We start from the raw sequence: 25,035 nt of genomic DNA, 5'->3' as shown, positions 1-25,035 counted from the left end.
CGAAAAGCGTCGTCAGGCGGTGGCGGCGCAGTCGATGACCAGGTCGTGGCCCGCCACGTGGGACGCGGCGTCCGAGGCCAGCCAGAGGATGCCCGCGGCGACCTCGGACGTCTCCGCCACACGCCCGGACGGGGCCGCGGTGCGCATCCGTTCCGCGCGGTCCTCCCTGCTCTCGCCGGGCAGGAGCGACATCGGCGTGTCGCTGGCCCCCGGGCTGACGGCGTTGATGCGGACGCCGTCGGCGATGTGGTCGAGGGCGGCGGTGCGCGTCAGGACGCCGACCCCGGCCTTGGACGCCGCGTACGCCGCCAGGGCGGGACGGCGGCCGTGCGTGCCGATGTTGGACGAGACGTTGACGATCGTCCCGCCGCCGTGGCCGCGCATGTGGGCGATCTCGTGCTTCATCGACAGGAACACGCCGGTCAGGTTGACCGCGAGGACCTCGTCCCAGGCGCCGGCGTCGATGTCGGCGACGGGCCCGACCGCGCCGAGCACCCCGGCGTTGTTGACGGCGACGTGGAGGCCGCCGTGGCGCGCCACCACCGTCTCGACCATCTGGGCGGCGGACGAGGCGTCGGTGACGTCGGCGGCGACGTGGTCGGCTCTGCCGGAGCCGATCTCCTTGACGGCGTCGGCCAGCGCGGTGAGGTCTCGTCCGGCGAGGACGACCGTGGCGCCTTCGCGCGCGAGGGCGTGCGCGGTGGCGCGGCCGATGCCGCCCGCACCGCCGGTGATGAGGGCGATCCTGCCGTCGAACATCATGGTGCGTCTCCCCTTAGTTCTCTGTCTATCTAGATCGATCGTTCTTGAATTTTGACCGTAAAGAGCCCCGCCGGGCGGGCGGGGCGAGAACGGTCAGTCGAAGAGGGCCAGGACCTGGCGCGCGGCGTCCTGGAGCCGGTTGTCGTCGGCGGGGCCGCGGCCCAGGACCCGCATGCCCTGGAAGAGGACGAGCAGGAGGCGCGCCAGTGCCCGCGGGTCCTTGTCCGGGGTCAGCTCGCCCTGTGCTCGGGCCCGTGTCAGCGCGGAGGTGAGGGACGCCTCCAGGAACCCCCAGCTCGCCTCCACCAGGCGTGCGGCCTCGGCGTCCCCGGGGGCGAGCTCGACCGCGGTGTTGACCACCATGCAGCCGCGTCGCGGCCGGTCATGCGCCGCTTCCGCGGCATAGCACCCGATCAGCGCCCGCACCGCCGGCAGGACGGGCCCGGGTTGCGACAGCGCCTCGGCGATCTTCGGGTCGGTGGTCTGGAGATAGCGTTCGAGGGCCTTCATGTACAGCTCGTGCTTGCCGCCGAACGTCGCGTAGATGCTGGCGCGGGCGACCCCGAGACGCGCCACCAGATCGGCCATGGAGGTCGCCTCGTACCCCCGCTCCCAGAACAGCTCCAGCGCACGCTGCAGCGCGGTGTCCGGGTCGAACTCCTTCGTCCGTGCCATATGTGGGACGATAGACCGTTCCAGAACGAACGGTCAAATATCGGCTCGCTGTGGCCGTGCCGGGACGGCCGGGCGGTCGAGGTCCAGGGCGTCCAGCACCGAACCGTCCGCGGCGAGCGCCTCGATGACCGGTCCCCGCCGTGCGCCCCACACCACGGCGACGTGCCCGTGCGCGGGGACGTCCAGGAGCCGCTTGCCGACCCGGATCCGGGTGACCTCCGCCGACGCCCGCAGCCGCGCCTCGTTCACCCACTTGGCGCCCCACGGCAGCAGCCGGTTGGAGTTGCGGACCGTCCGGCCCGACCCGTACTTCAGCAGGTGACGCCCCATCTCGCCGGACGAGCGCCGGGCGAGGGGCTCGTCGGGGGCCGAGCCGCCCGCGCCGCCCAGCTCCCTCCACTCGCCGTCGCGGCGGTGGAACGTCCAGCCCTCGATGAACGCCGAGGCGGTTTCGTCCCACTGGTGTAGGAACGTTACAACGGCGACGTCGCCGTCCATGTCGAGCCCCAGCGGGAGGAAGTCGCGTCCCTGCTCGAAGGCGGCGGGAGCGGGGACGGGCATCCCGTCCTGGAGGAGCCGCAGGCACTCCTCGTGCACCTCGTGGTCGTTCATGTTCGGGGACCTCTGATCGTGCAGGCAGGGCAAAGGGCCCTCCCGCAAGAAGGCCCCGAGTTCGATTCACTCTAGAGGTCCGGCTCGTCTGGTTTCACCCGTCTGAGATACCTCCGTCGATGCTTTGCCATGCGTCCGTCACCTGGCCGTTACAAGGCTCCCTGACCAGGTCAGCGCATGTCGGCACCGGTGCCCGCGACAACACCTTCGGTGACCGGCGCCCCCGGCCTGACCGGTGTGCGGCGGCGCCCGTGGTGATCGCGAATCGCCCCTGTTCTGTCCTTCGATCCTGATAAGACTCTGTTCCTACAGGCTCACGAAGGGGACCCATGGGCGTTCATCAGCATCTTGACGAGTACGCCGGTCTGCCGGTGTTCAGGTTCAACGAGGAGACCGGGCCGGACGACGAACGCCCGCGGGCGGGGGAGGCCGCCTGGTACGTCGGGACGTGCTTCGAGGCCGAGCCGTTCACCGACGTCTTCGCGCGGTTCCTGCAGACGGTCGACACCACTGAGATCACGGCGCTGGTCATCGGCTACTGGGGCGCCTCCTACGAGGACAACGTCGCCGATCCGGTGGCGCTTCTGACGGAGGCGGCCGCGTCCTTCCCGAAGCTCAGGTCCCTGTTCTTCGGCGACATCACCGGCGAGGAGTCGGAGATCTCCTGGATCGAGCATTCCGACATCTCGCCTCTGTTCGCCGCGTTCCCCGGCCTGGAGCGGTTCGAGATCCGCGGTGCGGGAGGTCTCGTGCTCGAACCGATCAAGAGCGAGCGCCTGAAGGTGCTGCGGTTCGAGTCGGGCGGGCTTCCGGCGGGGGTCGTCGGGGCGGTGGCGGCGAGCGAGCTGCCGGAGCTGGAGCACCTCGACCTGTGGCTCGGGGTGGAGGACTACGGCGGCGACGCGACCGTCGCCGACCTCGCGCCGATCCTGTCCGGGGAGCGGCTGCCCGCGCTGCGTCATCTCGGCCTGGAGGACTCCGAGATCCAGGACGAGATCGCGGCGGCGGTCGCGGGCGCACCGGTCGTGGCCCGGCTGGAGTCGCTGAGCCTGGCCATGGGCACCCTCACCGACCGGGGCGCGGAGGCGCTGCTGTCCGGTCAGCCGCTCACCCACCTGCGCAGGCTCGACCTGCACCACCATTTCCTGTCCGACGCGATGATCGGGCGGGTGAAGGCATCGCTTCCCGGGGTCGAGGTCGACCTGGACGAGCAGGAAGCGCCGGACGACGACTGGTTCTACGCGGCGGTGACGGAGTGACACCGAGACCGCGGCGCCGCCGTCGACCCGAGCGAAGAGGACGTCCGTGACGACGGCCGGCGCTGCGTCGCGGTGGCCGAATGATCTTCGCGAGCCGCGCGGGAAACGGGGCGAGCCGGAAGACGGCCCGTTGAACCCGGTGGTGCCGGAATGACGTTCGCCGTGGTCGGGACACCCGGTGACCGGCGGCCCGGGCTGTTCGCGGCGGCCTGCCGGTCGTCCGGGCTGCCCGAGCCCCGGCTCATCGCCTGGACGGACGTGCTGCGCGGTGCCGAGATCGCTCTCGGGTCAGGGGAACTGCTCCGGATCGACTCGCCGGGCGAGGACCCCGAAGCCGACATGCTGCTGCGCGGCCCCGGCGACCCGGCCCGCGTGGGCGGCGGCGCCCGCTGGCACCGGGCGTTCACGGCGGCGCTGCGACGCTTGGCGGCGGCGGCTTCGGCCTCCGGGGCGCGCCTCCTCGGCGATGTCGAGGAGATCGGGATCATGTTCGACAAGCGGCTCTCGCATGCCCGGATGCTGGCGGCGGGCGTCCCCGTCCCGCCCGCTCTGCCGGGTGTCGATGGTTATGCGGCGCTTCGTTCGCGGATGGACGAGGCGGGGGAGCGGAGGGTCTTCGTCAAGCCGGCGCACGGCTCGTCCGCTTCGGGAGTCGTCGCGCTGCAGACCGCCGCCCGCCGGGTGAGGGCCGTCACGTCGGCGGCGACGACGCCGGACGGCCTGTTCAACTCGCTGCGCGTCCGCGCGTACGAGACCGAGGACGAGGTCGCGGCGCTCATCGACGCGCTCGCGCCGGACGGCCTGCACGTGGAACGGTGGCTGCCGAAGGCCACGGCCGGCGGTCGGGCGTTCGACCTGCGCGTCGTCGTCATCGGCGGCGAACCCACGCACGCGGTCGTCCGGACGAGCCGCCATCCCATGACGAACTTGCATCTGGGCGGTGCCAGGGGAGACCTGGGCGCGGTGCAACGCGCGCTCGGCGAGGACGGCTGGGAACGGGCGCTCGACGTGTGCGCGCGGGCCGCCGCCTGTTTCCCGGGCAGTCCGATGGTCGGTGTCGACCTGCTCGTCTGCATGGGGCTGAAGCGGTTCGCGGTCGCCGAGGTGAACGCGTTCGGTGACCTGCTGCCCGGCCTCACCGGCCTGCCCGGCGGCCCCGCCGAAGGCGTCGACACCTACACCGCCCAGGTCGGAGCGGCCCTCGCGGGGAGCGGTGCGTGCGCGACATGAACGAGGTCATCGGCAGCCATGATCTGCTGCTGGTGACGCTCGACACGCTCCGCTACGACGTGGCCGCCGAACTGGCCGCGGCGGGGGAGACGCCCAACCTTGCCGGGCTGCTTCCAGAGGGCCGGTGGGAACGCCGCCACACGCCGGGCAGCTTCACCTACGCCGCGCACGCCGCGATGCTGGCGGGGTTCCTGCCGACGCCGGCGTCCCCCGGGCCGCATCCACGGCCCTTCGCCGGGACGTTCCCCGGCAGCGAGACGACCGCCGGCGGGACGTGGACGTTCGACGCAGCCGACCTGCCGTCCGGGCTCGCCGCCGCCGGATACCACACGGTCTGCGTGGGGGGTGTCGGGTTCTTCAACAAGCTGACGCCGCTCGGATCCGCGCTTCCGTCGCTGTTCGCCGAGAGCCACTGGGAGCGCGAGTTCGGAGTGACCGACCCGGAGTCGCTGCCCAACCAGATCGACCTCGTCGCCGAGATCATGGCGCGGCTGCCTGCCGGGCGGCGCCTGTTCCTGCTTTTGAACGTTGCGTCCCTGCACCAGCCCAACTGGTTCTACCTGGACGGTGCGGCGCCCTCGCACGGGGACACGCGCGACAGCCACGCCGCCGCACTCCGGTACGTCGACACCCACATCGGCCGGCTGTTCGACCTGATGCGCCGTCCCTGCTTCGTCATCGTCTGCTCCGACCACGGCACGGCGTATGGGGAGGACGGCCACACCGGGCACCGCATCGGCCACGAGGTCGTGTGGACCGTTCCGTATGGGGAGTTCGTTCTGTCATGACGCCCTACCAGGGGTACGTGTACGCCTACCCGCACAAGACCGCCTACCGGCCGCTGGACCCGGCACCACAGTTGCGCGACGTGTGGGCGGGGGAGGCGGTCGACACGCTCTTCCTCTACCTCCACGTGCCGTTCTGCGAGACGCGGTGCGGCTTCTGCAACCTGTTCACCCGCACTGGCGCCCCCGAAGAGCTGACCGGCGCCTACCTGGACGCGCTCGACCGGCAGGCCACGGCCGTCCTGGACGCGCTCGGCGGCGACGCCTCGTTCGCCACTTCGGCATTCGGCGGCGGCACCCCGACCTATCTCACCGCACCCGAACTGGAACGGCTCTGCGGCATCGCCGGACGGTTCCCGGGCTTCGGCGCGACAACGCTGGGCGTGGAGACCTCACCGGCGACGGCCACCACCGACCGTCTGACCGTCCTCGCCGAACACGGAACGACCAGGATCTCCATCGGCGTGCAGAGCTTCCTGGACGAAGAGGCACGCGCGGCCGCCCGACCCCAGAAACGCGTCGAAGTCGAGGCGGCGCTGGACCGCATCCGTGCCGTGGGCTTCCCGACCCTCAACATCGACCTCATCTACGGCATCGACGGCCAGACACCCGCGACATGGATGCACTCCCTGAACGCCGCTCTCGCGTGGTGCCCGGAGGAGATCTACCTGTATCCCCTCTACGTCCGTCCGCTGACCGGCCTCGGACGCCGCGCCCAAGACTGGGACGACCAGCGCCTCACCCTCTACGGGATCGGCCGGGACCATCTCCTGTCCGAGGGCTACGAGCAAGTGTCGATGCGGATGTTCCGCCTACCCGGCGACACGGCCAACGGCACCGAGTACTGCTGCCAGACCGACGGCATGGTCGGCCTGGGCTGCGGAGCCCGCTCCTACACGTCCCGCCTGCACTACTCGTTCGAGTACGCCGTCGGGGTGAGCCAGGTGCGATCCATCATCGACGACTATGTGCGTGAGGACGGCTTCACGACCGCGCGTGTGGGCTTCACGATGGACGACGACGAACGCCGCCGACGGCATCTCGTCCAATCGCTCCTGCAAGCGTCCGGGCTCGACCGGAACGACTACCGCGCGCGCTTCGGCACCGACCCGCTCGACGACCTCCCCGCCGACCTCAAGCCGTTCCACGACCGTGGATGGCTGGAGACGTCCGACAGCGCCCTGCGGCTGACTCCGGAAGGGCTCGCCTACTCCGACGCCATCGGCCCCGCGCTGTTCTCCCCTCGCGTCCAGACGCTGATGGCCTCCTATGAGGCGCGGTGATGGAGCACCTGACGATCCTCTACCGGGGGCCGCTCGCCAGTTGCGACTACGACTGCCCGTACTGCCCGTTCGCGAAGCGCCGCGACACGCCGGAACAACTCCGCGCCGACCGGGCCGCGCTGGAACGCTTCACAGAATGGGTCTCCCGCCAGGACGACCGTGTCTCCGTCCTGTTCACGCCGTGGGGTGAGGGGCTCGTCCGGTCTTGGTACAGGCGCGCCCTCACCGACCTGAGCCACCTCCCCCACGTCGACCGCGTCGCCATCCAGACCAACCTGAGCCACCGCGTGTCGTGGACGTCCGGCGCCGACCTCTCCCGCCTGGCGCTGTGGGCTACCTACCACCCCGGGCAGGTGCCCTACGAGCGGTTCCTCGGCAAATGCCGCGACCTGGCGGCACGCGGGGTGCGGTTCAGCGTCGGGATCGTCGGGCAGCCCGAACACCTCGACGCGGCCCGCCGCCTCCGCGCCGCCCTGCCCGCCGGGACGTACCTGTGGGTCAACGCCGCCGAAGGACGCGTGTACGACGACGCCGAGGCCGCCTCCTGGACCGCCATCGACCCCCTGTTCCCCGTCAGCCGGCACCCGCACCCCAGCCGCGGCCTCGCGTGCCGCACGGGCGAGACCGCCGTGTCCGTCGACGGAGACGGCACGGTGCGCCGCTGCCATTTCGTCCCGGCGGTACTGGGCAACCTCTACGACGGCTCGTTCAGGGACGCCCTCGCGCCGCGCCCTTGCCCCCTCGACACATGCGACTGCCACATCGGCTATGTCCACCTTGAGCCACTGGGCCTCTACGGCACGTTCGCGGGAGGCGTCCTCGAACGCATTCCGGCCCTGCTCGGCCGTGCGTGATCCGGCGGCCCCGGGCGAACGGAGAGGGAAATCGCCGGTGGCTCCGGCGCGAACCGGAAACGGCATTGAGTCCGGATGCCGTGCACGACCGTCCCAGAGAGCGCATGCTTACGTTAGCCGGTGAACTTTAGGCGGTTTCGTGGACCATCGACAGCGACCCCATTTCGTCCTCGCGCTCGAACCGGTCGACGCGGCCGTGCGCGCTGCGCGTGACTCCGTGCGCGCTGCCCTGGAGGGCTGGGACCGCCAGGACGTCAACGGCGACCTCGAACTCATCACCAGTGAGCTGGTCACCAACGCGATCCGCCACGCGAACACCATCACGCTCGTCATCTACCTGCCCGACGACAAGACCGCCATGGTCGAGGTGTGGGACGACAACCCGGACGGGCCGACCGTGCCCATCGTGGACCTCCAGGCCGAAGGCGGCCGTGGCCTCATGCTCGTCGGCGCGCTGTCACATTCCTGGGGGTGGCGCTCCACCGTCGACGGAAAGGTCACCTGGGCGCAGACGGCGACCCCCTGAAGGCGGGAGCGGGCGGGCGACCCTTGGTGACTGGGGAAGTGCGACCAAGGGACACCCGCCGGGCCGGGATGAACCGGCCGTCCACAGGCTCAGGTCTGTTTCTCGGGGTGGTAGTCGGCCTCGTCCACGCCGAAAGTCCAGGCGACGCCCGCGCGCGCCGTGCGGGTGTTGGGCGGGACGCGCAGATAGTAGGTGCGGCGCGTGCCGTCCGGTTCGGGTGTCGAATTGACCACCTCCACCATGACGAAGGGTTCGTCGCCGGGCAGGTCGATCGACCACAGGACACCGGTCTCGTCCTGATGCAGGGGATGCGCACCGGTCTCGGCCAGATAGCGGTCGTAACCGAAGATCTCCAGCATCACCCGGCGCAGCTCGGCGTTCTCTTCCGACGTGATGCGGTCGGCTGTCAGGTCGGTCAGGGATTCGACGAAATCGGGCGGGATCGGCATGCCGCGCCATGCGTGCAACGCGAAACCGTCCGTGTAGGCGAGGGCCGGGCCGTCGCCGCGGTGCAGCCGCCCCGGCTCGTCACGATGCAGGTCGCTCGGGCGTTCCGACAGGACCACCAGCCGCTCGTACGGCCACCACCAGCCGGCGGAACGGGCCACCTCCGCGAGACCGGCGAGCGGGCCGTCCAGCCGCCCGAGCGTTTCGAACAGCGCCAGCCACGGCGCGTCATGCTGGCCGAGGACCGCGTCGAGCGTCGCGCCCCGCAGCACGGACGCGGCCGCCTCCGCCCGCGGTGACGGCTCCGGCCCGTCCGCCGCCAGGTCACCGATGGCGCCGCGCACGCGCGTGACGAGTGCCTGCACCTGGTTCCACAGCAGGCCGCCCGTCTCGGCCCACACCCGCGGCCACTGCTCCGGCCCCTGTTCGGAGCAGGCCGCGGTGCGTTCCGCCTCCCACGGACGCGTCCTCACCTCGTGCAGGACGCTCGTGCCGGCGTCGCCGCGCCTGTTCAGGACGGCCGCCGCGACGGCCCCGCGTGCGGGGGAGGGCATCCACACGTACCGTTCGGGGGCGTTCAGGCCCGCGGCCGCGTAGGCGGCGGCGACGCCCGCCTCGGCCCGGTCACGGTCGGCTGAGCCGGTGCTGAACGCCACCGCCTGCCAGTCGGCGACCACGAAGTGGGATTCGCGCGTAGTCCCTGTGAGCATCGCGACCCCCTCAGTCGGCCACGACGCGGACGGCGCCGGGCACGTACTCGCGCTGGCGGATCACCCGGTACCAGCCCTTGGGCAGCGAGATCGCCGCGTGCTCCTCGTGGACCAGCCGCCCGCCGGACGGCAGATGCAGGTGGTCGGGGGTGAGCGGATCGGGGACGCGCAGCAGCGACCCGGGCGCGGCCAGCGCGTGCGCGTGCCCCGTGGCCTCGCCGAGCGCGAGGACCATGCGCCCCCGGCCGTCCCGCGGGGCCGGCGGCAGGTCGCGCACGGACCGCGGCACCGCCTCCTCGGGCACGGGCAGGATCAGGATGTCTCCCTGTCGGTACATGCGGCGAAGGTAACGTCCGCCACCGACAAAACGAGCACCGACAAAACGAGCACCGACGAAACGAGTACCGAAAGACGAGTACCGACAGAACGGCCCGTGCTAGAAGCCGCGGGTGCGGCGGGCCGCGGGACGGGCCCAGCGTCCCGACGCGCTCAACCCGACATGCTGGAACGCCCGGATGAACTCACCACCGAGGTTGACGCCGGCGCCCAGCGCGAGGGCCACGGACACAGCGCCGATGAGGCTGAGCACACCCGCCTCCGGTGACCCGGTGTTGAGCTCCACCATGCCCCGGTAGAGCGCCGTCCCCGGCAGAAGGGGACCGATGGCCGGGACCACGTAGGGCATGACGGGATTCCCGCGCCGCCGGGCGAGCCAGTTCGCCGCCACACCCACGACGGTGGCCGCAATGGCCGCCGCCAGAACGGGCGGAACACTCCATCCCCGCACCAGGACGTACAGCACCCAGATCAGCCCGCCGCCCAGGGCCGCGGCGACCAGAACGTCCCGTGGCGCGGCCAGGGACACCGCGAAGGTGAGCGAGATCGCGGCGGCGGCGATGACCGCGACCGGCTCCAGTCTCGCCGGCGCCGTGGGCAGGTGGCTGACGTCGATCGGCGCGCCCAGGCTGACCGCGATGTACACGACGGCGCCGAGCCCCGCGACGAGCGCCGCGACGATGAAGAAGACCTCCAGCACCCGCGCCCCGGCGCTGACGAGGTCGCCGGTGATGCCGTCCTGGATGCTGGCGACCAGCGGCCGTCCCGGCAGCAGCGCCAGGATCGCGCCCGTGACGATCGCGGCGGCCTGCCCCGGGTTGCCCACCGACACCACCACCGCCGCGGCCGCGGCGCCGATCGCGGCGGCGACCGCCAGCTGGAAGAACTCCGCGATGCCGCGGCGTGCCAGGACGGCGCCGGTGCGCTCGCCGACGAGGGTGGCGCCGAGCGCGGTGACCGCCACGATCGGTCCACCGCCGGCCAGCACACTTCCCGAGGCGCTGATGAGGCCCAGTGACACGACCAGCAGCCAGGCGGGGTAAGGGGCGCGGCCCCTCTTTATCTCCGCGAGCCTCTTGTGGGCCTCTTCCACCTCCAGCATGCCGATGGACGCGTCCTGGACGAGTTGGTGTAGCGCGGTGAGCCGCCAGTAGGCGGGGGTACGGCGCCGGATGGCCCGCGTGCCCGTCATCGGCGGCACGCCCCTCCCCGGATGGGCCGACACCAGGATGCTGGTCAGCGTGACCTGGACCTCGCAGCGGGGCAGCTCGTAGGCGACGGCCAGTCCGAGCATCGCCTCGTTCACCCGCTCGGTCGTCTCGCCGCTGGCCAGCAGGAGCTCACCGACGCGCAGGACGAGATCGATCACCCGCGGGTCGACGGCCTCGCCGGGCTCTTCCTCAGGCGGTTCCGGCGGGACGCCGTCCATCAGGACCTGCCACGTCCGCCGCAGGCGTTGCCCCGCGTTCGACTCCCGCAGCCGTTCGGCCGCAGCCGGCCCCAGCACGCGCTCCGCCGCGCCCATCCCCCGCATGTGCCCCTTCGCAATTGAACCGATCTTGACTGGCAGGCTACCCGCGGCCCCCGTGTGCCCAACCGCCGCGTCCCGCCGTCCACAGAACGCGATTCTGGTGCGTTGCCTTCCAAACCGCTGGTACCAAGGACGCATGAGCACTTCAGACGGACTGCGGGACGAGGCCGAGCGCTGCCTGCGCGCCCTCGCGGGCGACCACGCGCGGCTCCGCGACGACCAGTGGACGGCGATCCGCGCCCTCGTCGTCGAGCGGCGCCGCGCCCTGGTCGTCCAGCGCACGGGCTGGGGCAAGTCCGCCGTCTACTTCGTGGCGACCCGGCTGCTCCGCGAGCGCGGCGCGGGCCCCACCGTGATCGTCTCGCCGCTGCTGGCGCTGATGCGCAACCAGATCGAGGCCGCCGGCCGCGCGGGCATCAACGCCCGCACGATCAACTCGTCCAACACCGGCGACTGGGAGCGGATCTTCGCCGAGGTCGAGGAGGGCGCGGTCGACGTCCTCCTCGTCAGCCCCGAACGGCTCAACAACCCCGACTTCCGCGACCTGGTCCTGCCCAAGCTCGCCGCCGGGGCCGGGCTCGTCGTCGTCGACGAGGCGCACTGCATCTCCGACTGGGGCCACGACTTCCGCCCCGACTACCGGCGGCTGCGCACCCTGCTCGCCGAGCTGCCGCCCGGGATCCCGGTGCTCGCCACCACCGCGACCGCCAACGCCCGCGTCACCCAGGACGTCGCCGAGCAGCTCGCCGGCGACGACGCCCTCGTCCTGCGCGGCGCCCTCGAACGCGAGTCGCTCCACCTCGCCGTCGTCGCGCTCCCCACCGCCGAGCAGCGCATCGCCTGGCTGGCCGAGCACCTCGCCGACCTCCCCGGCTCGGGGATCATCTACACGCTCACCGTCGCCGCCGCCCACGAGATCACCGGGCATCTGCGCGACCGCGGCCACGAGGTCGCCGCCTACTCGGGCCAGACCGAGCAGGCCGAGCGCCTCCAGGCAGAACAGGACCTGCAGGACAACAAGCTCAAGGCCCTCGTCGCCACCAGCGCCCTCGGCATGGGCTTCGACAAGCCCGATCTCGGTTTCATCGTCCATGTGGGCGCCCCGCAGTCCCCGGTCGCCTACTACCAGCAGATCGGGCGCGCCGGTCGCGGGGTCGACCGCGCGGAGGTGATCCTCCTGCCCGGCCGGGAGGACCGCGACATCTGGGCCTACTTCGCCAGCCTCGCGTTCCCACCGGAACCCGTCGTCCGCGACACCCTCGACGTCCTGGAGACCGCCGGCCGCCCCCTCTCCACCGGTGCCCTGGAACCCCTGGTCGACCTCAACCGCGCCCGCCTCGAAATGATGCTCAAGGTCCTCGACGTGGACGGCGCCGCCCGCCGAGTCAAGGGCGGCTGGACGGCCACGGGGCGGCCCTGGTCCTACGACCGCGAACGCTACGAACGCGTCACCGCCGAACGCCGCCGCGAACAGCAGGCGATGCTCGACTACATCTCGACACCCGCCTGCCGGGAGGAGTACCTGCGGCGCCAGCTGGACGACCCCGCCGCCGCCCCCTGCGGCCGCTGCGACAACTGCACGGGCCGCCACTGGACGGCCGACGTCAGCCGGGAGAGCGCGACCCGGGCCCGCGACCGCCTCCAGCGCCCAGGCGTCGACATAGCACCCCGCCGGATGTGGCCCACCGGCGTCAAGGACGACCTGGGCGTCTCCGGCCGCATCAAGCCCGACCTTCAGGCCGAGACCGGCCGCGCCCTGGGCCGCCTCACCGACATCGGCTGGGGCAACCGCCTGCGCGACCTGTTCGCCGCCGACGACTCCGACGTCCCCGCCGACCTGGTCGACGCCGTCGTCAAGGTCCTCGCCGCCTGGACCTGGCCCGCCCGCCCCACCGGCGTCGTCACGATCGGCTCCCGCTCCCGCCCGCGCCTGGTCGGCACCTTCGGCCACCGCATCGCCGAGATCGGCCGCCTGCCCTACCTGGGGGAGCTCACGCCGATCGGCGAGCCCGTCCCGCGCCGCCACAACAGCGCCCAGCGCCTCCGCTCCGTCTGGCACACCCTGACGGTCTCCGCCGACCTGGCCGCGGCCCTCCCCGAGAACCCGGGTCCCCTCCTCCTGGTCGACGACCGCGTGGAGACCGGCTGGACGATGACCGTGGCCACCCGCCTCCTGAAACAGTCCGGCGCCGGCCAAGTCCTCCCCCTGACCCTCGCCACCCCCAACTAGGTCGTGGCAGCGGCCTGAGTCACCGCGCGAGCGCGTTACCCGGCCGGTGAGGCGAAGCCGGAGGCGAGCCTCACCGGCCGGCTCGCGAAGCGATGCCGCGCTCGCACAGGACCGGTCACGCGCCAGCCGCCAGGCGAGCGACGTGACCGGTCCTGTGACGAACACAGGATCGTCCGGCGCCCGCGCGCCCCCGTGGGCGCGGGCGGGACGATCGGGCCGGCCCGTGCGCGCGGCCCCGCGCACGGGCCGGCGTCCGGCCCCGGCGCCGCGGCGGAGAAGTGCCGCGGCGAGCGGGAGTCGGGGTCGCCGGGCGGCGGCCCCGGCGGCCGGCACCGCCGGGGCACGCCCGGGAGCGCCGCCGTCCTTGCTGGGACGGATGACGGCGGCGGGGGAGTGGCTCGCACGGGAAGTGTTCTAGAGGTTAGAAAACTCTGTCCAGTTGTTTGGAAGTACATCTTGAGATAAGTTCAGCGGGAAATGTCATCATTTCCCGCCCAGCTGACCAATCGGCCATTTGACGGGACGGTAGTAATGTCGCTCTCCGTGTCACCGACCTTCGACGCGCTCCTGGAGTGCCCGTCCGGGCTGCTGGACATGACGTTCGACCAGCTGCGGACGCTCCTGGTGGTGCACGAGACGGGGTCCGCGCTGAGGGCCGCCCGCGTCCTCGGCCGTGAGCAGTCCAGCGTCCAGAAGCAGCTCGACACCCTGAACCGCAACAGCCAGGCGCTCTGCGGCGAGGTCCTGACCGTCCGCCAGGGCCGCGGCAAGGATTTCCTGTTCACCCCGACGGGCGAGACCACGGTCGAACTGGCGCGCAAGACGTTCGGGAAATGGCTGGAGTCCATTCACTGGAGCCGGCGCCGCCTCGGCAGGATGCTCACCGTCGGCACCACCGAATTCACCCTCCCGATCGTCTCCCGGGCCTGGAACCGCGTGTCGGAGGAGTTCCGGCAGCGGGAGGTGGAGTTCAAGGTCGCCCACGTCCGCACCAAGGACCTGTGGTCACGCCTGGAGACCCGCCAGGTCGACCTCATCTGCGGCAGCATCGTCAGCACCCCGGAGGGCGATCTGCGATTCAAGGAGTACGAGGTCATCGAGTACGCCCGCGGGCAGGCCCTGCTGCTCACCAACCTGCCGGTGTCCGAACTCCCTGACACGCCGGTCGAGACGAGCCGCCTCGCCGGCGTCCCGCTGGTCGTGCCGCCCGCCGGTCTCGTCGCCGATCTGCTCGCCACCTGGTACGGCACCAACTTCCGCGACCGTCTCACCGTGGTCGCCGACATCGACGACGTGCACTACGGCCTGTCCCTGCTGCGCTCCGGCTTCGTCCGCGGCTGCATGATCGTCACCGGTTCGATCGGCCGCGGCATGGCCGCCCAGGACGACCCGGACGCCGTCCCGCTGCGCGCCATCGGCCTCCACGACGACATGGAACCGAAGGCCGAACTCATGACCGGCGCCTTCGTCCGCCGCGCCGACCTGGAACGCTACGACGCGGGCCATCCCCTCAACCGCCTGTGGGCGGCCGTGAGGGAGGACGTGCGGACCTACAGCCCGGTCGCCTGAGCCCTACGGCACCGCTCTACTTGATCTGGTTGTCGACCACGTCGAGGGTGGGGCGGGCGCCCAGGTGCTGCATGGCGCGGGCGGCCAGCCGGCAGCCGGCGGTGAGGGCGTCGGCGGGCTGCTTGCCGTCCAGCCAGGGCGGCAGGAAGCCCGCGACGAAGGCGTCGCCGGCGCCGGTGCCGTCGGCGATCTTCTCGACGGGTTCGGCGGCCACGGTGACGGGTTCGGGGCGGCCGTTGGTGTACCAGAGGGCGCCGTCGGCGCCGCTCTTGATGACGACCTGCGGGTACCAGGCGGTGAGCACCTTGGCGGCCTGCTCGGGCGTGTCGCGGCCGGTGAGGATCTCGGCCTCTTTGGCGTTGACGATGAGGAGGCGGGCGCCCTGCGTCCATTCGAGGAAGGGCTCGGCGCCCATCCGCTTGATGGGGGAGGACGAGCCGCCGTCCACCGAGACCGACATCTGCGCCTTGCGGGCGAGGTCCAGGGTGTGGATGGCGGCCTTCCGGGACCCCTCGTTGATCAGGGCGTAGCCGGACAGGTGCAGGTGGGTGCCCTGCGAGAAGAGGTCCTTGCAGCGCTCGATGTCCTCGGGGAGGAGCGCGCCGTTGGCGCCCGGATCGGACAGCATCGTCCGGTCGCCCTTGTGGGTGACCATCACCACACAGGTGCCGGTGGGACGGTCGCCGTCCATCACGAGGCGGGCGTCGACGCCGTACCCCATGAGTTCCATGTCCCGGTTCCGGCCCGCGATGTCGGAGCCGCGGCGGCCGACGAAGGCCACGTCGATCCCCTCCACGGCGAGCCAGGCGGCCACGTTGGCGCCCGAGCCGCCTCCGTGGATCGTCACGGCGGCCGGCGTGTCGCTCCCCTTGGCCAAGGGGTAGGCGGCACGCGCCACGGTGTCTGTCATAAGATCGCCGACCACGACCACGCGCGTCATGGAGTCATCACCTCGATTAACACGGCCCGCGCGAGCGGCAATTCAGGGCGTGTGGACGACCGTAACAGCTCTTGAGCCCCGAATAGGTCTCGAACGCGCAGCGAAAGTGAGGAAGCCCGATTTTCCCTGGAGCGGGCGTCCGCGCGCCCGTGCCTTACCCTCGGGTACGTGACCGAGCGTTACCCGGATCAGTGGGAGGCCGACGTCGTCCTCAGCGACGGCGGGACGGCCCATCTGCGGCCCATCCGGCCCCGTGACGGCGGTTTGCTGCGCGACTTCCACGCGCGGCTGTCCCCGGAGTCGATCTACTACCGGTTCTTCTCGCCGCGCCCGCGCCTGTCGGACCGTGACGTCGAGCACTTCACCACCGTCGATCATGACCGGCGGGTCGCGCTGATCGCCACGATCGGGGAGGTGATGGTGGCGGTCGTCCGCTATGACCTGCTGAGCGACCGGCCGGAGACGGCGGAGGTCGCGTTCCTCGTGGAGGACGCGCATCAGGGGCGCGGCCTCGGGCCGGTGCTGCTGGAGCACATCGCGGCGGCGGCGCGGGAGCGGGGCGTGCGCCGGTTCGTGGCGAGCGTCCTGCCCGACAACCGCCGGATGACGAGGGTCTTCCGGGAGGCGGGGTACCGGGCGGAGCAGCGGTTCGAGGAGGGCGTGATCGAGCTCGTCCTGGACCTGGAGCCGACCGACACGTCGCTGGAGGTCATGACGGCCCGCGAGCACCGGGCGGAGTCGCGGTCGATCCAGCGGCTGCTGTTCCCGCGTTCGGTGGCGGTGATCGGCGCGAGCCGGGCCGAGCACAGCGTCGGGCAGACCGTGCTGCGCAACCTGCTGGCCGGGGATTTCAGCGGGCCCGTGTACCCGGTGCATCCGACGGCGGTCGCCGTGGCGGGGGTGCGGGCGTATGCGTCCGTCCTGGAGATCCCGGACGATGTGGATCTCGCGGTCGTCGCCGTCCGGGCCGACGCCGTCCACGAGGTCGTGGAGGAGTGCGCGGGCAAGGGTGTTCGGGGTTTGATCGTCGTGTCGTCGGGTTTCGGCGAGATCGGCGATGAGGGCCGTGCCCGGCAGGAGGAACTGGTGCGGCTCGCGCGCGCCTACGGGATGCGTGTCGTCGGGCCCAACTGCCTCGGCATCGCCAACACCGACACGGACGTGCGGCTGAACGCGACCCTGGCGCCGACGATGCCGGGACGGGGGCCGGTGGGCTTCTTCTCCCAATCCGGGGCGCTCGGGATCGCGATCCTGCAGCGGACGGCCGAACGCGGCCTCGGCCTGTCCACGTTCGTCTCCGCGGGGAACCGGGCGGACGTGTCGGGCAACGACCTCATGCAGTACTGGGAGGAGGACCCGGCGACCAAGGCCGTCCTTCTGTACCTGGAGTCGCTCGGCAATCCCCGCAAGTTCGCCCGGCTGGCCCGCAGGCTCGGCCGCCGCAAGCCGATCGTGGCGGTCAAGAGCGGCCGCAGCACGCAGGGCGTCCCGCTCGGCCACGCGGCGCGCGCCCTGAGTCTGCCCGACCATGCGGTCAGCGCGCTGTTCGAGCAGGCCGGCGTGATCCGGGTGGAGGACCTGTCGGAGCTGTTCGACGTGGCGCAGCTGCTGGCCTACCAGCCGCTTCCGGCCGGCGACCGCGTCGCGGTCATCGACAACTCCAACTCGCTGGGGCTGCTGGCGCAGGACGAGGCGGTGGCGCTCGGCCTGGAGGTCAGGCCCCGCATCGACCTCGGCCCGCGCGCGGACGCCGACGACTACGAGGCGGCGCTCGCCTCGGCGCTGGCGGACGACACCGTCGACGCGGTGGTGGCGCTGTTCACGCCCCCGACGATCGGGGGTTACGACATGCGCGTCCCCGAGAAGATCCTCCGGCTGGCCGCCGGGAGCGCGAAGCCGATCGTGGCGACCTATCTGGGCACCGAGGGCATGCCCGCCGACCTGCGCGTCACCGGGCCGGACGGGATGGCCGCGGAGGGTTCGGTGCCGTCCTACGCCTCGCCGGAGGACGCCGTCCGGGCGCTGGCCTACGTCATCCGGTACGCGCAGTGGCGGCAGCGTCCCGCGGGGCACACGCCGGAGTTGGACGGCGTCGACCGCGACCGGGCGCGGGAACTGGTCGCCGAGTGGCTCGGCGCGGGCGGCGCGGGCGGCGCGGGCGGCGCGGGCGGCCCGGTGGAGGCCACGCCGAAGCAGGCGGCGGAGCTGCTGTCCTGCTACGGCATCGAGATCGTCGGGGGCGGGGACGCGGACGGGGTGCCGACCCGCATCGTGATCAGGGAGGACCATTCGTTCGGCGCGCTGGTGTCGTTCGGCATCGCCGACGAGACCGCCGCCCTGCTGGACGACCGCGCCTACCGGCTGTCGCCGCTCGCGGACGTGGACGCGGCGGAGATGATCCGCGCCATCCGGACGGCGCCGCTGCTGCTCGGCCACCGCGGCGCGGAGCCGGTGAACCTGACGGCCCTGGAGGAACTGCTGCTGCGCGCGTCCCGCCTCGGCTACGACCTGCCCGAGGTGGCGCGCCTGGAACTCAACCCCGTGGTCGCGGACGCGTCCGGCGTCACGGTGCGGCAGGTGGCGCTGACCTTGGAGCGCCCGCGGGGGCCGCGTCCCGAAATGGGGCCGCGCCGCCTGTCCTGACGCCCGTCACCTGGGCGGGCCGGGCGGGTTCGGCGGGCCGGGCTCCGGGGTGGGCGGGACGGGGTCGGGTTCAGGGCCGGGCGGAACCGGGTCCGGGTCGGGCGCGGGAGGGCTCGGCTCGGGTGCCGGGCCGGGCGGGACGGGTTCCGGCGGCGGGCCGGGCGGGACGGGTTCGGGCGACGGCCCCGGCGGGACGGGGCCCGGCGGCTGCGGCGCCGGTCCCGGAGACGGGCCGGGCGGCGGATCGGTGGGCGGCACCAGCGGTTCGGGCGCGGGCGCCGGATCCGGTGTGGGCGGCGGGACCGGTCGCGGAGTCGGAAGCGGCTTCTCGTCCATGCCGGTCTCGTACCCTCACGCCGGCCCCGTACCCTGCGGCCGATTCCGTCCCCGCGACCGCGTGAAAGACCGTGTGCGGGATCGTCATGTGCACGTCCGGCCCTGAACAGGGCAGGATGGGGGCCATGAGGGAAACCCGAGCGACGGTGAGCGGTCTGCGCACGGCGATCGAGCGCAGCGGTTACTACCCGGCCCTGGTCGCGGACGCGGTCGAGTCGGCAGTCGGGGACGAGCCCGTCGTCGCCTACGTGGTCCACCATGAGGCGACGTTCGACCCCGCGATGGAGGTGCGGCGGCATGTGACCGTGCTCGTCCTGTCGGCGAAACGGCTGCTGGTGTGCCACACCGACGAGCACCCGCCCGGAGAGGGCATGGCCCGTCCGCACGCGTCGACGACCACCGAGGCCGTCAAGCTGGAACGCGTCCAGTCGGTCGCGGTGACGCGCGTCGTCCCGGACCCGGCGTCGTACGTGCCGGGGGTGCCGCCGACGGAGGTCGTGCTGACCATCGGCTGGGGCGCCATCGCCCACATCGATCTCGAACCCGCGACGTGCGGCGACGAGAACTGCGAGGCCGACCACGGATACACGGGCAGCGTCACGGCCGACGACCTTTCGCTGCGGGTCAGCGAGGCCGCCGACGGCGGCGATGCGGTCGGCCAGGTGCTGGCGTTCGCCGAGGAGCTGTCCGCGGCGACGGCCCGGTGACCGGGTGACGGCCGTGAGCATGGAGCCTCCCGTCCCCCGGTACGGGGCGGGCTCGCTCGCCGATCTTCCGTTGTCGGTGCTGGCGTCGCTGGGCGTCCCGGACGCCGTCGACGTCCTGGATCTGCCCGCGCTGCCGCGCGCCTGCGTCCTGCTGGTCGACGGTCTCGGCTGGGAGCAGCTCAAGGCCCACCCGGACGAGGCGCCGTTCCTGAACGCGATGGACGGCGGCCCGATCACGGCCGGGTTCCCGGCGACGACGGTCACCAGCCTGGGTTCGCTGGGGACGGGCGCCCCGCCGGGCGCGCACGGGCTGCTCGGCCTGCAGATGGCGGTTCCGGCCACCGGCAGGCTGCTCAACTGCCTGCTGTGGAAGGACGAGGACGCCGATCCGGACACGTTCCAGCCCGTCCCGACCGTGTACGAGCGGGCGGCGGCGGACGGCGTCGAGGCCGGGTACGTCTCGCTGCGGCAGTACCGCGGGTCCGGTCTCAGCCGCGCCACCACCCGTGGCGCCCGTTATCTGAGCGCCGAGAGCCTCGGCCAGATCGTCGGGCGGATCGAAGTGGCGCTGCGGCGCGGCGACCGCTCATACGTCACCGCGTACCACGCCGACCTGGACGCGACCGGCCACCGTTTCGGTGTCGGCTCCCATGACTGGCGGCACCAGCTGCGGTTCGTGGACGTCCTCGTCCAGCAGATCGCGGCCGTCCTGCCTCCCGGGTCGGCGCTTTACGTGACGGCCGACCACGGCATGGTCGACCCCACGGAGCGTGTCGACGTCGATACGGTTCCCGAGTTGCAGGAGGGCGTGGCCCTTCTCGGTGGGGACGCACGTGCCCGCTACGTCTACAGCGAGCCCGGTGCCGAAGGGGACGTGCTCGCCGCCTGGACGGCCCTGCTGGGCGACCGGGCGTGGGTGGTCCCGCGCAAGGCGGCCGTGGAGGGCGGCTGGTTCGGCCCGGTCGGCCCCGGGATGCTGGAACGCATCGGCGACGTGGTCGCGGTCCCGCACGCCGACCTCGCGATCGTTGCGTCCGAGCGGGAACCGTGGCTGAACCGGATGGTCGGCATGCACGGCTCTCTCGTCCCCGCCGAGCAGCTCGTACCGCTGCTGAGCACGACCCGGTCCTGACATCGCGTGACATGGGACGAGCCAGGGGGGATGTGAGATGAACCCGGGTTCGCCCCTCCCTAATCCGGGCGCCGACGGTCAAACTGGCGATGTGCACCCTCTCATCGAAGTGCCCGCGTTGGACCGGCTGCTCCGGCGGCAGACGCCCGTGGTCCTGCTGGACGTCCGATGGCATCTGGCGGGCCCCCCGGGGATCGAGTCCTACCGCAAGGGGCACCTGCCCGGCGCCGTCTTCGTCGACCTCGACCGCGACGTGGCCGGACCGCCCGGGCCAGGAGGCCGTCATCCCCTCCCCGAACCCGTCGCCTTCGAGTCGGCCATGCGCCGCGCCGGCGTCTCGGAGGACAGCCTCGTCGTGGTCTACGACGACGCCGACTCCATGTCCGCGGCGCGCGTGTGGTGGTCCCTGCGGTACTTCGGCCATCAGCGGGTCCGTGTCCTGGACGGCGGCTACCGCGCCTGGACGGAGGCGGGCCGCCCGGTGAGCACGGTCGAACCCGACATGAAACCGGGCGACTTCATCGCCGACCCGGGCCGCCTGCCCGTCCTGGACGCCGAGGGCGCCGCCGAACTGGCCACGGCCGGTGTCCTCCTCGACGCCCGCGCCGCCGAGCGGTACCGCGGCGACCAGGAGCCCGTCGATCCCGTCGCCGGGCACATCCCGGGCGCCCGCAACGCCCCCACGTCCGGCAACGTCGGCGTGGACGGCCGGTTCCTGCCCTCCGACCTGCTGCGCGAGCGTTTCGCCAAGCTCGGCGCCACGGACGCCCTCGACGTCGGCGCGTACTGCGGATCCGGGGTGACGGCCGCGCACGAGATCCTCGCGCTCAACCTCGCCGGCATCCCCGCCGCCCTCTACGTGGGGTCCTGGTCCGACTGGGTGAGGGACCCGTCCAACCCGGTCGCCACCGGAGACGGCTGACCGGGCGACCGGCCGGCCGTCTCCGGCAGGTGTCAGCCGGCGCCCAGGCACAGGAAGCCGGCCACTCCCGGGGTGCGCGGGACCGCCGCGAGGGCGTGCGCCGGGGCGTGGCCGCCGGCCACCGCGGTGTGGAAGGCGGACATGAACTCCGGGGTCGCCGCGTCACGGACCGGCGTGACGCTGGCGATGACCGTGGTGGTGCCGAGGGCGAGCAGAGCGCCCGCCATGCCGAGCACGGCGTCGCCTTCGCCGGCGCGGCCGATGTCGCACGCCGACAGGACGATCATGCCTGGCGGGACGGTCAGCTCGTCCAGGTCGTGGACGATCAGCGGACCGTCGGCGAGACGCATCCGCGAGAACAGCGGGTTGCCCTCCCGGAACTCGCCGTGGGCGGCGATGTGGGCGATGAGGGCGCCGTCCAGGGCGTCCCTGACCGGTTCCGCGCGTGCGTCGGGGCCGTCTAGGACGATCGCTCGCGGGTGGAGGCGTCGCAGGGCGGCGACCTCATGTTCGGCGTGGTGGAGGCCGGGCCCCGCCACGAGGACGACATGCCCATCGGTGCGGCCGGGTTCGCGGGCGTGCAGCCAGGCGTCGGCGGACGGAACGACCGTGAACGGACGTCCGGCCAGGGACGGGAGCACCGCCCAGGGGAGACTGTGCAGCGCGCCGGTGGGGGCGATGACGAGTTCCCGGTCGCCGAGGTCGCGTCTCAGCGGGTCGAGCAGCTGCCGGTCGAGCCGCCTGGCGGCGCCGGTGAGAGCGGAGAGCGCCTCCGGGTCGTCGTCGGCGGCGAGGCGGCGGACGGCGAAGCGGATCAGGCCGGTCTCCCGGACGGCGTCGCCGCACGTCCCGAGGTGATGGCGGCGGACCCGGCCGCCGGCGACGGTCACCGCGTGCAGCTCGGACCCGATCGAGACCACCTCGATGAGGGCGCGGTCGCCGAGCGCGGCGGCGATCTCGGTGGTGCCGGGGGAGCGCGGCGGGGACGCCCCCGACGGGCGGCGCCGCGTCCGTGCGCGGACCACCGCCTCCAGGTTCGCCATGTCCTCCGACAGCGCCGGCGGGACGTCGCCGCGGGCCATGCCCGCGGTGTGCTCGACGCTGAGGGCGCGCAGCGTGGTCAGCGCCGCGGCCCGCTCGGAGTCCCGGGGAGGACGGACCCGGGCCGGACGCGCGATCGCCCGCCGCCGTTCCTCGACGGCGAGCAGTTCCGGTGCCGAGCGCGCCAGGCCGAGGCCGAGTTCGGACAGCTCGGTGGCGAATCCCATCGCGCGGGCCCGCAGGTCCAGCGCACCGAGCGCCTCTGCGTGGTCTTCGGTCACCTGGAGCCCGGCCCTGACCGCGTCTACCGCGCCCCCGTGGTCGGCGCGAGCGGCGCGTTCGAGGGCGACGGCGTGCCAGGCGGCGATCTGGGCGGACGCAGAGCCGCGCGGACACCCGACCGGCGAGAGCAGGTGGCCGGCGGGCCTCCCCAGCGCCAGCGCCACGCGCGCGGCGACGATACGGGCCTCGTCGGCGGCGTCGGCCCAGCCGCCGCCTTCCAGCCGCTCGGCCGTGGCCTCCGCCGAGCGGAGCAGGACGGCCGAACGTTCACCGGACGCCCACCGTGCCCTGAGCAACACGTGCTCGGCCAGAAGCATCCATCCCGGGCGTTCCTGTTCGGCGAACATGGCGCGCGCTCGTTCGGCCGCGTCCGTGCACCGCTCGGGGTTCCCGTCGGACAGTTCGGCGTGGGCGAGAAGGAGGAACCCGTCCGCGATGTCGCATCCGTAGCCGTTCACCGTGGCGGCGTCGAGGGCCGCGATGAGGATGGGACGGGCCTCACCCGGCAGTCCCGCCATGATGAGGGTCTCCGCCTGGTCGAACCGGCATTGCGCCAGACGTTCACCGGTCAGGTGGGGTTCGGCCTCGGCGAAGAGCCGGAGCGCGCGCGGGACGTCCCCACGTCGCGACACTGCGAAAGCGAGATTTCCCTTGGACATCGCAGTCTGGTGACGCAACCCGGCGGCCTCACCGACGGCGGCCGCCTCAGCCAAAGCCGTCTCCGCGCCCTCGAAATCGCCACGGAACGCCAGTGCTAGCCCAAGGTTGGTGAGCAGGCCGTTGAGCACAGCCGGATCATGCCCCTCTCGTAGGCGAGGAAGGGCTTGCGCGGCGACCTCACGCGCTTCGTCCAGCCGCCCGGCCCTCGCCAAAGCGCACGCCTTGTTGGCGGCCAGACGGTCTGCGTCCGGCCCCTGCAGGACGATCTCCGCCCCATGCGCGTGAGCGAGCGCCCCAGGGACGTCACCGCGTGCCGTGAGCAGGCCGACGAGGTTCATCCGCACCTGCGCCGCCGAGTACGCGTCATCGGCGTCGCCGGCCGCCTCCAAGGCCCGGTGGAGGAACGCGATCCCCTCGTCCAGCCGCCCCAGCTCCTTGGCGGCCAGCCCGGCGACCCGCAGCGCGAGCACCCCGCCGCCCTGGTCGAGCAGGGCCAGCGCTCGCGCGAAGGCGGCCGCCGGGTCCATCGCCGTCAGCCGGAGGAGCGCGCGCTCGCCCGGCCCCGTCACAGGCGGATCCAGCTCGTGACGATGGTCGTGCCGTCGTCCAGCCGGAACACGAGGCTCACCAGGCCCTCCGGCACGCCCGGCACGCAGAAGAGCCCGGCGGACTCCGCACGCGTGGTGATCCCGTCCGGCGGCAGGTCCCGGTGCCGCACCTGGACGAGGCCGGACGACGACGGGACGAGCCGGCCGTTGATCTCGCGTTCACGGCCGTTCTCCGACACCTCGATCTCCACCGTCGACCCGGGGCACGTGAAGGTCAGCACGCGGCCCGTCCCGCCGCGGACCCCGGCCGCCGTCCGCGCGGGCCGGTCCTGCGCCGGCTCGGCCAGCACCGCGGACGGCGTCCGCCACGCGATCGCCGCGCGCGCCGCGGCCAGAACGCTCTCCGGAACGGGATCGAGGACGTCGAACGCGTGGCGGACGCCCGCCATCAACTCGTCGTCGTTCACCGGACGAGCCTCCGCAGCGCGTCCAGGCAGCGCGCCCGGGTCGGCGCGACGCTGCCGACGGGAATCCCGAGGGCGGCGGCCAGTTCGGCCTGACTCGACGCGAGCGCGAACAGCCGCAGCAGCGTCCGGCAGCGCCGCGGAAGCGACTCCAGCGCCGCACCGACCCGGCCCAGGCGCTCGCGTCCCAGCACTACCCGGTCGGGTCCCGGCTCCGGTGCCCGCGGCTCCGGTGCGCGCGGCGCCGGCACGACAGGCAGGTCGCGTCCCCGCCGGCGCACCAGGCGCAGGCTCTCGCGCCGCGCGGTCGTCGCCAGCCAGCAACCCGTCGCGGACGGATCGCGCAGCCCGTCGATCCGCTCCACCAGCCGCAGCCACGTCGTCTGCACCACGTCACCGGAATCGGCGTCGTTCAGCCCGTGCGAGCGGGCGATCGACCACAGCAGCCCGCTGTGCCGCTCGACAAGCCGGGCCCACGCGGCACCGTCGCCGTCGCGTGCCCGGACCACCAGCTCATCCGTGCCATCGTCCCAATGGGCCACCGAAGTCTC

Annotated in this window: 23 protein-coding genes; 12 read left to right on the top strand and 11 right to left on the bottom strand. The window is 72.7% G+C overall.

Annotation, left to right across the window (positions count from 1 at the left end; translation table 11 throughout):
* Window positions 1-12 precede the first annotated feature (12 nt).
* The 3 genes from ACTWPP_RS10250 to ACTWPP_RS10240 all read right to left on the bottom strand — a co-directional run bounded on the left by ACTWPP_RS10250 (window position 13) and on the right by ACTWPP_RS10240 (window position 2,049).
* The gene (locus ACTWPP_RS10250; RefSeq protein ID WP_443103916.1) at window positions 13-762 is read right to left on the bottom strand and encodes an SDR family NAD(P)-dependent oxidoreductase; all 750 of its coding nucleotides are present in this window, start codon (window positions 760-762) and stop codon (window positions 13-15) included.
* 93 nt (window positions 763-855) lie between these two features.
* Window positions 856-1,437: a TetR/AcrR family transcriptional regulator gene (locus ACTWPP_RS10245; RefSeq protein WP_443103915.1), complete on the bottom strand. Its 582-nt coding sequence runs from the start codon at window positions 1,435-1,437 to the stop codon at window positions 856-858.
* Window positions 1,438-1,470: 33 nt separating this feature from the next.
* On the bottom strand, window positions 1,471-2,049 hold the full coding sequence (locus ACTWPP_RS10240) for a hypothetical protein (protein WP_443103914.1): 579 nt from the start codon (window positions 2,047-2,049) through the stop codon (window positions 1,471-1,473).
* Between the two features lie 329 nt (window positions 2,050-2,378).
* Here ACTWPP_RS10240 and ACTWPP_RS10235 point away from each other — a divergent pair, with 329 nt between their 5' ends.
* From ACTWPP_RS10235 to ACTWPP_RS10210, 6 genes are all read left to right on the top strand, one after another.
* Window positions 2,379-3,308, top strand: a complete 930-nt coding sequence (locus ACTWPP_RS10235; RefSeq protein ID WP_443103913.1) for an STM4015 family protein — start codon at window positions 2,379-2,381, stop codon at window positions 3,306-3,308.
* Window positions 3,309-3,458: 150 nt separating this feature from the next.
* Window positions 3,459-4,538, top strand: a complete 1,080-nt coding sequence (locus ACTWPP_RS10230; RefSeq protein ID WP_443103912.1) for an STM4014 family protein — start codon at window positions 3,459-3,461, stop codon at window positions 4,536-4,538.
* Window positions 4,535-5,326, top strand: coding sequence for an STM4013/SEN3800 family hydrolase (locus ACTWPP_RS10225; RefSeq protein ID WP_443104008.1), 792 nt, complete (start codon window positions 4,535-4,537; stop codon window positions 5,324-5,326). Before ACTWPP_RS10230 ends, ACTWPP_RS10225 begins: the two co-directional genes overlap by 4 nt.
* On the top strand, window positions 5,323-6,606 hold the full coding sequence (locus tag ACTWPP_RS10220) for an STM4012 family radical SAM protein (RefSeq protein ID WP_443103911.1): 1,284 nt from the start codon (window positions 5,323-5,325) through the stop codon (window positions 6,604-6,606). Before ACTWPP_RS10225 ends, ACTWPP_RS10220 begins: the two co-directional genes overlap by 4 nt.
* Window positions 6,606-7,460: an STM4011 family radical SAM protein gene (locus tag ACTWPP_RS10215; RefSeq protein WP_443103910.1), complete on the top strand. Its 855-nt coding sequence runs from the start codon at window positions 6,606-6,608 to the stop codon at window positions 7,458-7,460. The genes ACTWPP_RS10220 and ACTWPP_RS10215 overlap by 1 nt, the downstream gene beginning before the upstream one ends.
* Before the next feature lie 139 nt (window positions 7,461-7,599).
* Entirely contained in the window at window positions 7,600-7,986 is a 387-nt protein-coding gene (locus ACTWPP_RS10210) for an ATP-binding protein (RefSeq protein WP_443103909.1), read from the top strand.
* Window positions 7,987-8,075: 89 nt separating this feature from the next.
* On the opposite strand, the gene ACTWPP_RS10205 is transcribed toward ACTWPP_RS10210, so the two are convergent.
* The 3 genes from ACTWPP_RS10205 to ACTWPP_RS10195 form a co-directional block, all read right to left on the bottom strand.
* Complete coding sequence (locus ACTWPP_RS10205; protein ID WP_443103908.1) at window positions 8,076-9,143, bottom strand: DUF6745 domain-containing protein; 1,068 nt, start codon at window positions 9,141-9,143, stop codon at window positions 8,076-8,078.
* 10 nt (window positions 9,144-9,153) lie between these two features.
* Window positions 9,154-9,480, bottom strand: a complete 327-nt coding sequence (locus ACTWPP_RS10200; RefSeq protein WP_443103907.1) for a hypothetical protein — start codon at window positions 9,478-9,480, stop codon at window positions 9,154-9,156.
* Window positions 9,481-9,579: 99 nt separating this feature from the next.
* Complete coding sequence (locus ACTWPP_RS10195) at window positions 9,580-10,908, bottom strand: threonine/serine ThrE exporter family protein (RefSeq protein ID WP_443104007.1); 1,329 nt, start codon at window positions 10,906-10,908, stop codon at window positions 9,580-9,582.
* A gap of 238 nt (window positions 10,909-11,146) precedes the next feature.
* On the opposite strand from ACTWPP_RS10195, the gene ACTWPP_RS10190 reads away from it, so the two are divergent.
* The gene (locus tag ACTWPP_RS10190) at window positions 11,147-13,240 is read left to right on the top strand and encodes a RecQ family ATP-dependent DNA helicase (protein ID WP_443103906.1); all 2,094 of its coding nucleotides are present in this window, start codon (window positions 11,147-11,149) and stop codon (window positions 13,238-13,240) included.
* A gap of 543 nt (window positions 13,241-13,783) precedes the next feature.
* Complete coding sequence (locus ACTWPP_RS10185; RefSeq protein WP_443103905.1) at window positions 13,784-14,809, top strand: LysR family transcriptional regulator; 1,026 nt, start codon at window positions 13,784-13,786, stop codon at window positions 14,807-14,809.
* A gap of 16 nt (window positions 14,810-14,825) precedes the next feature.
* On the opposite strand, the gene ACTWPP_RS10180 is transcribed toward ACTWPP_RS10185, so the two are convergent.
* Window positions 14,826-15,749, bottom strand: coding sequence for a carbohydrate kinase family protein (locus ACTWPP_RS10180; RefSeq protein WP_443103904.1), 924 nt, complete (start codon window positions 15,747-15,749; stop codon window positions 14,826-14,828).
* A gap of 168 nt (window positions 15,750-15,917) precedes the next feature.
* On the opposite strand from ACTWPP_RS10180, the gene ACTWPP_RS10175 reads away from it, so the two are divergent.
* Window positions 15,918-18,392, top strand: a complete 2,475-nt coding sequence (locus ACTWPP_RS10175; RefSeq protein WP_443103903.1) for a bifunctional acetate--CoA ligase family protein/GNAT family N-acetyltransferase — start codon at window positions 15,918-15,920, stop codon at window positions 18,390-18,392.
* A gap of 6 nt (window positions 18,393-18,398) precedes the next feature.
* Here the strand turns inward: ACTWPP_RS10175 and ACTWPP_RS10170 are convergent, their stop codons facing one another.
* Window positions 18,399-18,728 carry a hypothetical protein gene (locus ACTWPP_RS10170; RefSeq protein ID WP_443103902.1) on the bottom strand — a complete coding sequence of 110 codons (330 nt, stop codon included), beginning with the start codon at window positions 18,726-18,728 and terminating at the stop codon, window positions 18,399-18,401.
* A gap of 125 nt (window positions 18,729-18,853) precedes the next feature.
* On the opposite strand from ACTWPP_RS10170, the gene ACTWPP_RS10165 reads away from it, so the two are divergent.
* From ACTWPP_RS10165 to ACTWPP_RS10155, 3 genes are all read left to right on the top strand, one after another.
* Window positions 18,854-19,435, top strand: coding sequence for a DUF5998 family protein (locus tag ACTWPP_RS10165; protein WP_443103901.1), 582 nt, complete (start codon window positions 18,854-18,856; stop codon window positions 19,433-19,435).
* A 19-nt stretch (window positions 19,436-19,454) separates the two neighbouring features.
* Entirely contained in the window at window positions 19,455-20,567 is a 1,113-nt protein-coding gene (locus ACTWPP_RS10160; protein WP_443104006.1) for an alkaline phosphatase family protein, read from the top strand.
* Between the two features lie 91 nt (window positions 20,568-20,658).
* Entirely contained in the window at window positions 20,659-21,489 is an 831-nt protein-coding gene (locus ACTWPP_RS10155) for a sulfurtransferase (protein ID WP_443103900.1), read from the top strand.
* 32 nt (window positions 21,490-21,521) lie between these two features.
* Here ACTWPP_RS10155 and ACTWPP_RS10150 read toward each other — a convergent pair whose 3' ends face one another.
* The 3 genes from ACTWPP_RS10150 to ACTWPP_RS10140 are packed head-to-tail and all read right to left on the bottom strand — an operon-like array spanning window position 21,522 to window position 25,026.
* A complete protein-coding gene (locus ACTWPP_RS10150) occupies window positions 21,522-24,041 on the bottom strand; it encodes a CHAT domain-containing protein (RefSeq protein WP_443103899.1) in 2,520 nt (839 codons plus the stop codon).
* Window positions 24,038-24,487, bottom strand: a complete 450-nt coding sequence (locus tag ACTWPP_RS10145) for a hypothetical protein (protein WP_443103898.1) — start codon at window positions 24,485-24,487, stop codon at window positions 24,038-24,040. The genes ACTWPP_RS10150 and ACTWPP_RS10145 overlap by 4 nt, the downstream gene beginning before the upstream one ends.
* Window positions 24,484-25,026: an RNA polymerase sigma factor gene (locus tag ACTWPP_RS10140; protein ID WP_443103897.1), complete on the bottom strand. Its 543-nt coding sequence runs from the start codon at window positions 25,024-25,026 to the stop codon at window positions 24,484-24,486. Before ACTWPP_RS10140 ends, ACTWPP_RS10145 begins: the two co-directional genes overlap by 4 nt.
* Between the last annotated feature and the right edge of the window lie 9 nt (window positions 25,027-25,035).

It is taken from the genome of Actinomadura sp. 3N407, assembly GCF_052245875.1.
GTDB lineage: Bacteria > Actinomycetota > Actinomycetes > Streptosporangiales > Streptosporangiaceae > Spirillospora.
This window is presented reverse-complemented; position numbering and strand designations above follow the sequence as displayed.